General features: G+C 70.8%; 9 protein-coding genes. 7 read left to right on the forward strand and 2 right to left on the reverse strand.

Features of this window, described 5'->3' with window-relative positions; translation table 11 throughout:
• Nucleotides 1-167: 167 nt before the first annotated feature.
• The gene (locus tag ABZV77_RS14310) at nt 168-653 is read left to right on the forward strand and encodes a nuclear transport factor 2 family protein (protein WP_356255303.1); all 486 of its coding nucleotides are present in this window, start codon (nt 168-170) and stop codon (nt 651-653) included.
• A complete protein-coding gene (locus ABZV77_RS14315) occupies nt 646-2,349 on the forward strand; it encodes an AMP-binding protein (protein ID WP_356255306.1) in 1,704 nt (567 codons plus the stop codon). The genes ABZV77_RS14310 and ABZV77_RS14315 overlap by 8 nt, the downstream gene beginning before the upstream one ends.
• A 93-nt stretch (nt 2,350-2,442) precedes the next feature.
• Here the strand turns inward: ABZV77_RS14315 and ABZV77_RS14320 are convergent, their stop codons facing one another.
• Together ABZV77_RS14320 and ABZV77_RS14325 are read right to left on the reverse strand one after the other, a co-directional pair.
• A complete protein-coding gene (locus ABZV77_RS14320) occupies nt 2,443-4,674 on the reverse strand; it encodes a LuxR C-terminal-related transcriptional regulator (protein ID WP_356255309.1) in 2,232 nt (743 codons plus the stop codon).
• Between the two features lie 175 nt (nt 4,675-4,849).
• The gene (locus ABZV77_RS14325; RefSeq protein ID WP_356255312.1) at nt 4,850-5,719 is read right to left on the reverse strand and encodes an alpha/beta hydrolase; all 870 of its coding nucleotides are present in this window, start codon (nt 5,717-5,719) and stop codon (nt 4,850-4,852) included.
• Between the two features lie 103 nt (nt 5,720-5,822).
• Here ABZV77_RS14325 and ABZV77_RS14330 point away from each other — a divergent pair, with 103 nt between their 5' ends.
• The 5 genes from ABZV77_RS14330 (at nt 5,823) to xdhC (ending at nt 12,402) form a co-directional block, all read left to right on the forward strand.
• The gene (locus ABZV77_RS14330) at nt 5,823-6,224 is read left to right on the forward strand and encodes a helix-turn-helix domain-containing protein (protein WP_356255314.1); all 402 of its coding nucleotides are present in this window, start codon (nt 5,823-5,825) and stop codon (nt 6,222-6,224) included.
• A gap of 53 nt (nt 6,225-6,277) precedes the next feature.
• Complete coding sequence (locus tag ABZV77_RS14335) at nt 6,278-7,174, forward strand: aminoglycoside phosphotransferase family protein (protein WP_356255317.1); 897 nt, start codon at nt 6,278-6,280, stop codon at nt 7,172-7,174.
• Between the two features lie 374 nt (nt 7,175-7,548).
• Nucleotides 7,549-9,099, forward strand: a complete 1,551-nt coding sequence (locus ABZV77_RS14340; RefSeq protein ID WP_356255320.1) for an FAD binding domain-containing protein — start codon at nt 7,549-7,551, stop codon at nt 9,097-9,099.
• Nucleotides 9,096-11,588 carry a xanthine dehydrogenase molybdopterin binding subunit gene (gene xdhB / locus ABZV77_RS14345; protein ID WP_356255323.1) on the forward strand — a complete coding sequence of 831 codons (2,493 nt, stop codon included), beginning with the start codon at nt 9,096-9,098 and terminating at the stop codon, nt 11,586-11,588. Before ABZV77_RS14340 ends, xdhB begins: the two co-directional genes overlap by 4 nt.
• Before the next feature lies 1 nt (nt 11,589).
• On the forward strand, nt 11,590-12,402 hold the full coding sequence (xdhC, locus tag ABZV77_RS14350; RefSeq protein WP_356255326.1) for a xanthine dehydrogenase accessory protein XdhC: 813 nt from the start codon (nt 11,590-11,592) through the stop codon (nt 12,400-12,402).
• Nucleotides 12,403-12,419: the final 17 nt, after the last annotated feature.

Here is a 12,419-nt window from a genome sequence, read left to right on the forward strand (position 1 = left end):
GGGCAGCGGCCCGGAATGGAAACCCCTGGTCAGAGCGGTGCTGTCACACTTCGCGGCGCCGCTGCGTCGGTCCTGGTTGAGGGCGGAGCCCCACCGGCCGTGGGAGAGCCGCCCCGACACGGACGACGGACCGACAGGCACCACGACATGAGAAGGCAGGGCGAAAATTGAACGGCGAGACGCTCATCCAGCGATACATCCGGGCCCTAGGAGAGCAGGACTGGGACACCCTCACCGAGCTCTACGACGAGGACGCCGTCTTCTACACACCCCTCAAGTGGGGGGTCAAGGGCGTCCCGTTCATCGTCCAGTTCTGCAAGGCGGTACACCAGGGCTTCCCCGGCGTACGGATCGCCCTGCACGACGAGTTCTCGAACGCGGACGGCACCCGGGTGGCGTTCCGCTTTTCGATGCACTGGCACAACACCGGCCCGTTCCTCGGGCACGAGCCCACCGGTGAGCGCGGGTCGAGCATCGAGGCCCACACCCTGCGGGTCCGCGACGGCCGGATCACCGAGCAGGTCGTGGCCGTGAGCTCACTGCACCTGCCGTACATCGAACTCGTGCGCTGGGGCATGGAGTTCCCCCGAGACCTGATCGATCCCGCGCCCGAGATCCTGTCCTCCCCGCAGGACGGGGGAACGCATGGCTGAGCCCGCCGCTTCCCCCGCCCCCGGACCGAGCGGACCGCAAGCCACGGAGATCCCCTTCGAGGCCCGGCCGCCCGAGGACATCGCCGCGCGCATGCGCGAGCGCGGCTGGTGGCGCGACCGCTCCATCATCCGGGACCTCCTCGACACGGCCGCCGCGCAGCCCGACGCACCCGCAGTCGTCGCCGCCCGCACGGACGCCACCGACCCGGTCACCCTCACCTACGCCCAACTCGCCCGCCACGCCGAACGGTTCGGCGCCGCCTTGCTCTCCCTCGGGGTCCGCCGCGGTGACCGGGTCGCCTTCCAGCTCCCCGGCTGGTGGGAGGCCGCGGCGCTGACCCTGGCCTGCGCCTGGACGGGGGCCGTCGCCGTACCGCTGCTGCCCACGATGCGCAGCCGTGAGATCGAGCGCCTGCTCCGGGTGACCGGGGCGAGCCTCTGCGTCGTCCCGGACACCTGGGGCGGCCACGACTACGCGGCGGCCCTCGAAGAGGTCGCGCCCAAGCTCCCCGAGCTGCGCCACCGGGTCGTCTACGGCGACAAAGTGCCCGACGGAGCCGTCGACTTCGCCACGTACTTCCTGCACACCGAGCACGAGACCCGGCTGCCGCACCCGCTCGAGGTGCCCGCCGGGCGGGACCTCGACTCCGTGATCCTGGTGATGTTCACCTCCGGCACCACGGGCGAGCGCAAGGCCGTGCTGCACACCGAGAACACGCTCTACGCCGGGACCGCCGCAGCGGCCGGTGTCGCCGAACGAGGCTGGGACGAGGGCGAGGTGTTCTGCTCGCCCCACCCCGTATCAGGGCTCGCCGGTCTCCTGTACTGCCTCTGGGGGCCGATCATCGCCCGGGGGACCGGGGTGTATCTGGACACCTGGAACGCGCCGGAGCAGCTGGAGCTGATGGCGAAGGCGCAGGTCACCCAGGTGTTCGCCGCGCCACCGTTCGCGGCGCAGCTGGTCGAGGCGCAGCGGGCGGACCCGCACCGGTTGCCCGCCCTGCGGTTCGTCATGTGCGGGGGCGCGCCCGTGGTGCCGAAACTCGTGGCCGACGTCACCGACGCCTTCTCGGTGCCGGTGCGCACCTGTTGGGGAATGACCGAACTCGGCATGGGCATCCGCACCCCAGAAGGGGGGCCGCCGCCCGGTGCCGTCCGCAGCGACGGACGTCCCCTCGCAGGCCTGGAGATCTCCCTGTGGGAGGTCGAGGGGGAGGACGGCGTGTACCGGCTCTGGGTCCGTGGCCCCTCCGTCTGCATCGCGGTGTGGTCGCCCGGTGTGGACGGCGGTGCGGCGCAGCCGACCTGGACGCACGACGAAGGGTGGATGGACACCGGCGACCTGGTCCGTGACGACGGCGCAGGCGGCGTGCACTTCGAGGGGCGGGCGAGCCGCCGCGTCGGGGGGCCGTACATGATCCCCGTGGCGGACGTGGAGGGCGAGATCCTGCACCACCCCGATGTGCGCGAGGCCGTGATCATCGGATACGCGGGCGAGGACGGCCAGGAACACGCGTGCGCGGTACTCGCACCCAGGGCGGACCGGACGCCTGACCTGCCCGAGCTGCACGCATTTCTCTCCGGGCGCGGAATGACGGAGTGGTACATCCCCGAACGGGTCCTGGGAGTCGCGGAGCTTCCCAAGAACGAGAACGGCAAGGTCCTGATCGGCCAACTGCGTCCACTCCTGGCCTGACGGACCCGCACTGCGTACGGCCGGAGTGCGGAGGGCGGCGGGGCCGGCCCCTGGCTCTTCGGGGTCCGGCCCCGCCGCCCCCGCCCTCGGCCGCTACCGAGTCTGCCGCTGCGCCACCCACTGGGCGATGTGGATACGGGACGGCACGTCCAGTCGGCGCATGATGTGCCGCACGTGGTTCACCACGGTCCACTCCGACAGGTCGAGCCGACTGGCGATCTGCCGGTTGGTCAATCCGTTGCTGACGAGCAGGGCCACCTCGTACTGGCGGGTCGAGAGGCGCGCGGAGCGGGGCGCCGCCGACGGCGCGGACCTGGCGGACAGGGGAGCGGCCAGTGCTTCCTGGGCCGCCGCCCACGGCGTCAGGGTCCGCCCCTCGTGTCGTGCCGCCTCGTACTCCGGAGCGGAGAAGAGCCTGTGCAGCTCCCGCGCGGCGGTGGCGGGCACGGCCGTGGCGGGCAGCGGGTTCGCTCCGGTCGACTTTCGGATGGCCGCCGAGGCGGCGAGTATCCGGGCGACCCGGCGCCCCTGCTCCGGCAGGCGCTGCCACAGCAGATAGGCGCGGGCTTCCAGGGCCCGGGGCAGCATGGTGCACTCCCCGACGGCCTGGAGCCTGAGCAGGCCTTCGTGGAGGAGGCTCTCCGCCAGCTCCTGATCGCCGCGCGCGATGCTCAGGTCGGCGCGCTGGATCAGGACGAGCCCTTGGCCGCGCACGTCCTGCGCCCGCGCGCACACGGTCTCCGCCGCGTCGAGGAGTTCCGAGGCCAGCTTGACGTCGGTCTGGCGTACCTGCGCGGCGAGCGCGAGTGCCGCCGCCCCGACCTCCTCGGGCGCCGGGGACGTCCGTGCGGCCTTGAGGACATGGTCCACCAGGGGCCGGGAGTCGCCGGATGCCGCGCCGGGCCGCGCCGCGGCGAGTCGGGCGAGGGCGGTCAGCTGGTGGTCGCGCTGCCCGCACTCCGCGTAGGCGATGGCGGCCCGCTGGAAACAGTCCGTCGCGAGGTGGCCGTCCCCGCTGGCCATGGCCAGCGCGCCGCGCGCCGCCTCGGCCCGCGCGGTGAGCTCCCGTTGTCCGGGGTCGGTGAGGAGCACAGCCGCGGCGTCCGACAGCCATCGCTCCCCGGCCGCGAGGTGACCGCGCGTCAGCCAGTAGCGGCGCAGGGCGAGTGCGGCCAGGGCCGTGTCGTGCTGCCGCCCCCGCGAGACGAGTTGGGCGAGGGCGGCCTGGACGTTGCCGTGATCCCTCTCCAGCCTGCCCAGCCATTCGTGCTGCCGCGGCCCGGCCAGGTGTGGCTCTGCTGCCAGCACCTGTGCCAGGAAGAACTCGGCGTGCTGATCGCGGGCGTGGGTCAGGGCACCGGTTGCGGCGAGCCGCTCCAGGCCGCACTCCCGGACGATGTGGTAAACGGAGTACCTGGTCTCCGAGTCCGTTGTCTGCAGGCGCAGTTGCTCATCGGTGACCAGGGCGTCGACGGCCTGTTGCGCCCTGTCGGCGGGCAGGCCCCAGAGCTCCTTGATCGTGCTGAGGCTCAGGCTGCCGACGGCCACCGACAGCCGGTCGAGCAGCTCGCGCTGACGCTCGTCGAGCAGGTGGCGGCTGCGTTCCGAGATCGCGCCGATGGAGCGGTGCCCCGGCGAGCGTGCGGGGTGCGAACCCCCGAGGACCGGCCTGCCGTCCCGCAGCCGAGCCAGCAGGACATTGAGATCGAACAACTGAAGCCGGTTGGCGGCGAGTTCGATGGCGAGGGGAATGCCGTCAAGGCGGGCACAGATCTCGGCGACGGGCCGGGCGTTGTACGCGGTCAGGGCGAAGGAGGGGATGATTCTCCTGGCCCGATCGACGAAGAGTGCCACCGCAGGGTATTCATGCAGCTCCGACACCTCCTGATGGCAGGGAGGCGTGGGCGCGGACAGCGGCTGCACGGAGAACACCTGCTCGCCGCGGACCTGCAGCGGCCTGCGACCGGTGGCCAGAATCCGCAGCAGTGGCCGCTCGTCGAGGAACGCGTCGACCATGGCGGGCGCGGTGCCCCCCGACGGTTCGAAGCCGCCTTCGAACCCGTCTTCGAAGCCGTCGAGGACCAGCCAGGCCTCGGCCGACAGCGAGGGAATGTCCTCCGCCTCGGCCAGCGCTTGAGCGGCCGCCACGCCGTGTGCGTCCACATGGCGTACGACGGACAGCGCGGCATCGGCCACCGCGGCCTCGGCAAGACAGCTCTTGCCGACGCCACCGGGCCCGACGAGTGTGAACAACCGGCCGCTGTGCTGCCGGAGTTGAAGGGAGAGGTTCAGCAGGTCGATGTCGCGCCCGACCATGGAAGTCATGGGCAGTTCCTGATCCCACCCGAATGCTTCTCGGGCCTGCCCAGCAGTGCATAGATCATCCTGATACCCCCGTCGATCTTGAGAAGAATCTTGGCGTTCAAAACCGCGATGTGGGTCTGTTCTCGAGTCTATGGGGTGTCGGTTTTTCTCTGTCCGGCGCTGGGTGGGCGTACAGTCACGCTGCTTTCCTGTCCTCGCCGGTCAGGAAGGGACGCAGCAGTTTGAGCAGGGCGTGCGGACGGTGCAGGGGGATGATGTGGCCGCAGTCTTCGATGACGTGGCCCGTGAGGTCGTCGGTGACCGGGCGGAGTTGGCGTTCCAGTGCCGCGCCGACGGGGTGGGCGCCCAGCGCCATCGTCGGCACCGTCAGGCGGGCTGTGGCGACCGCCTGCTCGATCTGTGCCGCGCTCTCGGGCAGCGCCCGGTAGTACGAGAACGCGCGGCTCAGCGCCTCGCGGCCGGTGTATGCGCGGACGAAGGCGTCCCGGAGGGCGGGGCGCACCCCCTCGCCGAGCGTCCCGGCACGCAGAAACCAGTCGACGTAGGCGGCCTCGTGGCCCTCCAGCACGGTTTCGGCGAGGCCGGGCGCGGCGGTGTGGAAGCCGAACCACCACGGCGGTCCGTCGGCGAGGAAGTCCCCGGCGCCGGGCAGCCTGCCCAGCAGGGACTCCATGACGACCAGGCGCCGGACGAGACCGGGGCGGCGCAGGGCGAGGAGGAAGGCCGGTGCGGTGCCCGCGTCGATGCCCACCACCGAGGCCGAGGACACGTCGAGCGCGGTGAGGAGCGCCGCGGCGTCCTCGGCCAGGGTGCCCGCGTCGTACCCGGCGGCGGCCCGGCTGCTTGCGCCGAACCCGCGCAGGTCCGGCGCGATGACGCGGTAGCGGTTGGACAGGTCGGCCATGACGTCCGTCCACAGTTCCCAGGTGTGCGGGAAGCCGTGCAGCAGCAGGACGGCCGGGCCCGATCCGGCGAGGGCGACGTTCAGTTCGACACCGTTGGCGAGGACGCGTCGCAGCTCGGGGGGCTCGGGCAGCTCGGGCATGAAGGGACTCCAGATACGTGGTGAGTGATGGTGACCAGGTCACGCTAGGGAACTAACCTGGTCTGCCCAAGACGGCACTTTCTCTTCAGGTGGTGAGCCCCAGGTGACCACGTCGAGTCCCGGCGGACGTGACCAGCAACCCGGTGAGCGCGGGGACCTGCTGGATCCGCTCTGCCCGACCCGCCAGTTGCTCGACCGTATCGGCACCAAGTGGACGTCGATGACGGTCAAGGTGCTGGCCGAGGAGGCTCCGGGAGAGATCCGTTTCGCGGAACTGCGGCGCCGTATCCCGGGCATCTCACAGAAGATGCTGTCCGTCACCCTGCAGAGCCTCGTCCGCGACGGCCTGGTCGCGCGCCGCGTGGAACCCACCGTGCCGCCCGCCGTCCACTACCGGCTCACCGAGCTCGGCCTGTCCCTCGAAGAACCGCTCGCCGCCCTACGGGTCTGGGCCGAGACGCACATGCCGGAGATCGACCGCAACAACCAGCTCGCGGACCGCTGACCCGGCATACCGCGTGGGTACGGCCCGGTGCCGCCTCAGTACTGTGACTTCGCATGACCGACACCGAGATCGAGATCACCGCAGACCTGGTCCGCGACTTGCTGCAGGAGCAACATCCAGACCTTGCGGGGCTGGCCATCCGCGAGGTGCCGGGCGGCTGGGGCAACCAAATGTGGCGCCTGGGGGACGAGTTGGCCGTGCGGATGCAGCGCATGGACCCCACCCCGGAGCTCCAGCTCAAGGAGCGTCGGTGGCTGCCAGTGCTGGCCCCGCACCTGCCGCTCCCTGTGCCGACCCCGGTGCGGTTCGGCGAGCCGTCCGTGCGTTTTCCCAAGCACTGGACCGTGATGACGTGGGTTGCCGGTGAGCCACTGGACCATGGCGCGATCACCCGCGGCGCCCACGCGGCCGACACCCTGGCGGGCTTCCTCCGGGCGCTCCATGTGGAGGCGCCCGCCGAGGCGCCGACCGCCACGGACCGCGGCGCCCATCCCAGGAACTGCACGGACGGCTTCGAGAATTTCCTCCAGGCCGTTGCCCTCGACGACATCGCTGCCGACGTCCGGGCGGTCTGGGACGACGCCGTCGCAGCCCACGCATGGGAGGGCCCGCCGGTGTGGGTACACGGCGACCTCCATCCGGCGAACGTCGTCGTCTCGGACGGAACGCTCTCGGGCATCGTCGACTTCGGTGACCTGTTCGCCGGTGACCCGGCGTGGGACCTTGCCGCCGCATGGGTGTTGCTGCCCGCGGGCATGGCCGCACGGTTCTTCGATGCGTACGAGCATGCAGACGAGGCGGCGATCCAGCGCGCCCGCGGGCTGGCTGCTGTGAAAAGCCTCTTCCTGATGCTCATGGGACAGAACGGAGATCGGGGCCTTCCTGGCGGCAAGCCGAACTGGGGACCTGTAGGCCGGGCGGCACTTGATCGTGTGCTGAAGGGCGTTTGACGACAGTGCTTTGAGCGGCACGGCGTACTGAGCAGGTCGAGAGGTGTCGCCGTGCCGCACCCGCCACCGATGGCACCCCCTTGACCTGCGTGAAGCAAGTCACTACCTTGCGATGACACTGACCCATGGCATCGAAGGGAGGCGACCAGCAGATGTACATCAGCTCTGACCTCGGTCGCCTCGCCCAGTGCACTGCCTGGGCCCCGGGCCGGATCGCGCACGGCTGCTGAGTACGCCGTCCTGATGGGCCGCTCTGCGGCACTTTCCGGTCTTCTTTCCACCACTTTTCGGCACGTCGCTGTCCCGTGCCCTCCCGCGCCCGTTTCTCTCACGAGGCGCGTCTGAACACAGAAAGCTGCCTGAAATTGGCGAACATGACATCGACCGATCACGCACCGGAACAGCTGCCCGGCGGGGCAGAGGCACGGATCACGGTCAACGGGAAAGAGGTGCCGCTCTCGCCCGCCACACCCCACACCACTGCGCTGGACTTCCTGCGCGAGCGCGGCCTCACCGGCACCAAGGAGGGCTGTGCCGAGGGTGAGTGCGGGGCCTGCTCGGTCATGGTGGCCAAGCCCGGAGTGCACAAACCCACCGACTGGGTCGCGGTCAACGCCTGCCTGGTCCCGGCCGCCGCACTCGACGGCCAGGAGATCATCACCTCCGAAGGGCTCGCCACGGCCGGTGAACCAGGTGCGATGCCCGCCCTGCACCCCGTACAGGAGGAGATGGCGGTCCGTGGCGGCTCCCAATGCGGCTACTGCACACCGGGATTCGTCTGCAGCATGGCCGCGGAGTACTACCGCCCGGGCCGCTGCGAGCACGCCGGAACCGGTGCGGAAGAGGGCGGCGGCGCGGCAACCGGCCATGGTGCGGAGGCGGACGCGAGTGCGGACCCCGAGCACGGGCCGAACGGCTTCGACCTGCACGCGCTGAGTGGAAACCTGTGCCGCTGCACCGGCTACCGCCCCATCCGCGACGCCGCGTTCGCCGTCGGCGCGCCCACCGAGGACGACCCGCTGGCCGCGCGCCGCGAGCAGGCTCCGCCCGTGCCCGTCACCACGGAGTACACCCAGGACGGCTGTACGTTCCTGCGGAAGAACACCCTGAACGAGACGTTGCAGCTGCTGCGTGAGCGGCCCGACGCCGTCGTGGTCGCCGGTTCCACCGACTGGGGCGTCGAAGTCAACATCCGCTCCCGCCGGGCCGATTGCGTGGTCGCCGTCGACCGGCTGCCCGAACTGCGGGAGCTGCGCGTCGAGTCCGACCACGTCGAGATCGGGGCGGCGCTGACGCTCACGGAGATCGAGCGCCGCCTGGACGGAGACGTCCCGCTGCTCGCCGAGCTCTTCCCGCAGTTCGCATCCCGGCTCATCCGCAACGGCGCCACCCTCGGCGGCAACCTGGGCACCGGCTCGCCCATCGGCGACAGCCCGCCGGTGCTGCTCGCGCTCGACGCGTCGCTGGTGCTCGCCGACGCCGACGGCGAGCGCGTGGTCCCGCTCGCGGACTACTTCACCGGATACCGGCAGAGCGTCCGCCGCCCCGGTGAGCTGATCCGGGCGGTCCGCATCCCACTGCCACTGTCGCCGGTCACGGCGTTCCACAAGATCGCCAAGCGGCGTTTCGACGACATCTCCAGCGTCGCGGTCGCCTTCGCGCTCGACGTCGAGGACGGGATCGTACGCAGGGCACGCATCGGCCTGGGCGGCGTGGCCGCAACGCCCATCCGCTCCCTCGCCACCGAGGCCGCCCTCGAGGGCAAGCCGTGGTCGGCCGAGACGGTCGAGGCCGCGGCCCGGGTGCTGCGCGGGGAGGGCACCCCGATGAGCGATCATCGCGCCAGCGCCCTCTACCGCTCCGCGATGCTCGGCCAGAGCCTGCTCAAGCTGCACGCACAAACCACCGAGGCGGTGTCGTCATGAGTCATCTGTCCGAGCGTCCCGAAAAGCCCGTCGTCGGCGTCTCCATGCCGCACGAGAGTGCCGTCCAGCACGTCACCGGCAGCGCCCTCTACACCGACGACCTGGTCCAGCGCACCAAGGACGTACTGCACGCGTACCCGGTACAGGTCATGAAGGCCCGCGGCAGGATCACCGCGCTGCACACCGCGCCCGCGCTCGCCGTGCCCGGCGTGATCCGCGTGCTGACCGGCGCCGACGTGCCCGGCGTCAACGACGCGGGCATGAAGCACGACGAACCGCTCTTCCCCGACGAGGTCATGTTCCACGGCCACGCGGTCGCCTGGGTGCTGGCCGAGACCCTGGAAGCAGCCCGGCTCGGCGCGGCGGCCGTCCAGGTGGACCTGGACGAACTGCCCTCCCTGGTCACACTCCAGGAAGCGATCGAGGCCGACAGCTACCACGGCGCCCGGCCCCTGATGGAGACCGGCGACATCGACGCGGGCTTCGCCGACTCCGCACACGTGCTCAGCGGCGAGTTCCAGTTCGCCGGACAGGAGCACTTCTACCTCGAGACCCATGCGGCGCTGGCCCAGATCGACGAGAACGGGCAGGTGTTCATCCAGAGCAGCACCCAGCACCCCTCGGAGACGCAGGAGATCGTCTCGCACGTGCTCGGCGTCCCCGCCCACGAAGTGACCGTGCAGTGCCTGCGCATGGGCGGCGGCTTCGGCGGCAAGGAAATGCAGCCGCACGGGTTCGCGGCCATCGCCGCGCTCGGCGCCAAGCTCACCGGCCGCCCGGTCCGCTTCCGGCTCAACCGGACCCAGGACCTGACCATGTCCGGCAAACGGCACGGATTCCACGCCACATGGAAGATCGGCTTCGACGCGGAGGGACGTATCCAGGCCCTGGACGCCACCCTCGTCGCCGACGGCGGCTGGAGCCTGGACCTCTCCGAACCCGTCCTCGCCCGCGCGCTGTGCCACATCGACAACACCTACTGGCTCCCCAACGCACGCGTGGCGGGCCTCATCGCCAGGACCAACACCGTCTCCAACACCGCCTTCCGCGGCTTCGGCGGCCCCCAGGGCATGCTGGTGATCGAGGACATCCTGGGCCGCTGCGCACCGATGCTCGGCCTGGACCCCATGGAGCTGCGGGAACGCAACTTCTACCAGCCCGGACAGGGCCAGACGACCCCATACGGACAGCCCGTCACACAGGCCGAGCGGATCGCCACGGTCTGGCAGCAGGTGCACAAGGACGCCGGTATCGCCGACCGCAAACGCGAGATCGCCGCGTTCAACGCCGCGCACCCGCACAACAAGCGGGCCGTCGCGATCACCGGCATCAAGTTCGGCATCTCCTTCAACCTCACCGCCTTCAACCAGGGCGGCGCGCTGGTGCTGATCTACAAGGACGGCTCGGTCCTGATCAACCACGGCGGCACCGAGATGGGCCAGGGCCTGCACACCAAGATGATGCAGGTGGCCGCGACCACGCTCGGCATCCCGCTGCGGAAGGTGCGCCTCGCTCCGACGCGTACCGACAAGGTGCCCAACACCTCAGCCACCGCCGCAAGCGCAGGCGCCGACCTCAACGGCGGGGCGATCAAGAACGCCTGCGAGCAACTGCGCGAGCGCCTGCTCCAGGTGGCCGCCACCCAGCTGGGCGCGAACGCGTCGGACGTACGCATCGTCGAGGGCGTCGCACGCTCCCTGGGCAGCGACAAGGAGGTGGCCTGGGACGACCTGGTGCGCACCGCGTACTTCCAGCGGGTCCAGCTGTCGGCCGCGGGCTTCTACCGGACCGAGGGCCTGCACTGGGACGCGAAGTCGTTCCGGGGTTCGCCGTTCAAGTACTTCGCGCACGGAGCCGCCGCGACCGAGGTGGAGGTCGACGGCTTCACCGGCGCCTACCGGATCCGGCGCGTGGACATCGTGCACGACGTCGGCGACAGCCTCTCGCCGATGATCGACATCGGTCAGGTCGAGGGCGGCTTCGTCCAGGGCGCGGGCTGGCTGACGCTGGAGGACCTGCGCTGGGACACCAGTGACGGCCCCCACCGCGGCAGGCTGCAGACCCAGGCGGCGAGCACGTACAAGCTGCCGAGCTTCTCCGAGATGCCGGAGGAGTTCAACGTCACGCTGCTGGAGCGCGCCACCGAGGAGGGCGCGGTCTACGGCTCCAAGGCGGTGGGCGAGCCGCCACTGATGCTGGCGTTCTCGGTGCGTGAGGCACTGCGGCAGGCGGCCGCGGCGTTCGGACCGAGCGGCATCAGCGTCGAGCTGGCCTCACCGGCGACGCCGGAAGCGGTGTTCTGGGCGATCGAGGAGGCACGCCGCGGCGGCGCTCCCCAGCAGAGCCCCGGCCGGAACGGTCACGACCGGACCACCCGCGACCAGAACGGCCACGCGATCGGCGAGTCGTCGGCCAACGGCCAGCTCGAGCCCGCACAGGCCACCGAGGACCGGGAACGGGCCGACACGGCCGCGTTCAACGGTGCCTGACATGACGTGGATCGCCGCGGTCGCGCGGTTGCGGGCACGCCGGGAGTCCGGCGTGCTGGTGACCGTCGCGACCGTGCGCGGCCATGCCCCGCGCGACGCCGGAGCCAAGCTCGTCGTCGGACACAGCGAGGCATGGGGCTCGATCGGCGGCGGCAACGTGGAGGCCGTCGCCATCGACCGCGCACGAGAGATGCTCACCGCGGCCAAGGCGGAGCCGGAACTGATGGATTTCGCCCTGAACGACAAAGTGACCAACCAGCACGGCGTGCAGTGCTGCGGCGGCACGGTCTCGGTCCTGCTCGAACCACTGCCGGTGGTACGGGCGGTGGCGATCTTCGGCGTGGGACACGTCGGGCTGGAACTGGCGCGCATCCTGGCCCGCCAGGATCTCGACCTGCATCTGATCGACAGCCGCTCGGACATGCTCACAGACAAGCGGCTCGACGCACTCTCGGACTCGGTGGCGCAGCTCCACGTGCATCACACGCCCCTGCTGCCCGAGGAGATCCTCGAAGACCTGCCGCGCGGCACCCACATCCTGATCATGACCCACGACCACGCCGAGGACGCGGCCCTCTGCGACGCCGCCTTGCGCACCACCCACCTCGGCTCCGTCGGGCTGATCGGGTCGGCGGCCAAGTGGGCACGGTTCCGCAAGCGCCTTGCCACCGAGGGCGGACACGACGACGCCGCCATCGACCGGATCCAGACCCCGATCGGACTGACCGACATCACCGGCAAGGAGCCCGCGACGATCGCGGTGAGTGTCGCGGCGGATCTGCTGCGGACGTTCGAGAACGAGGGGGGAGTCTGAGGGCCGACCTGTGAGCG

The organism is Streptomyces sp. NPDC004732 (genome assembly GCF_040609235.1).
Taxonomy (GTDB): Bacteria; Actinomycetota; Actinomycetes; order Streptomycetales; family Streptomycetaceae; genus Streptomyces.

Excerpts from the sequence above, each read along its gene's own strand:
- ABZV77_RS14315 (WP_356255306.1), top strand. The coding sequence starts at position 646 with ATGGCTGAGCCCGCCGCTTCCCCCGCCCCCGGACCGAGCGGACCGCAA.
- ABZV77_RS14340 (WP_356255320.1), top strand. The coding sequence starts at position 7,549 with ATGACATCGACCGATCACGCACCGGAACAGCTGCCCGGCGGGGCAGAG.
- xdhB (WP_356255323.1), top strand. The coding sequence starts at position 9,096 with ATGAGTCATCTGTCCGAGCGTCCCGAAAAGCCCGTCGTCGGCGTCTCC.
- ABZV77_RS14335 (WP_356255317.1), top strand. The coding sequence starts at position 6,278 with ATGACCGACACCGAGATCGAGATCACCGCAGACCTGGTCCGCGACTTG.
- xdhC (WP_356255326.1), top strand. The coding sequence starts at position 11,590 with ATGACGTGGATCGCCGCGGTCGCGCGGTTGCGGGCACGCCGGGAGTCC.
- ABZV77_RS14325 (WP_356255312.1), bottom strand. The coding sequence starts at position 5,719 with ATGCCCGAGCTGCCCGAGCCCCCCGAGCTGCGACGCGTCCTCGCCAAC.
- ABZV77_RS14320 (WP_356255309.1), bottom strand. The coding sequence starts at position 4,674 with ATGACTTCCATGGTCGGGCGCGACATCGACCTGCTGAACCTCTCCCTT.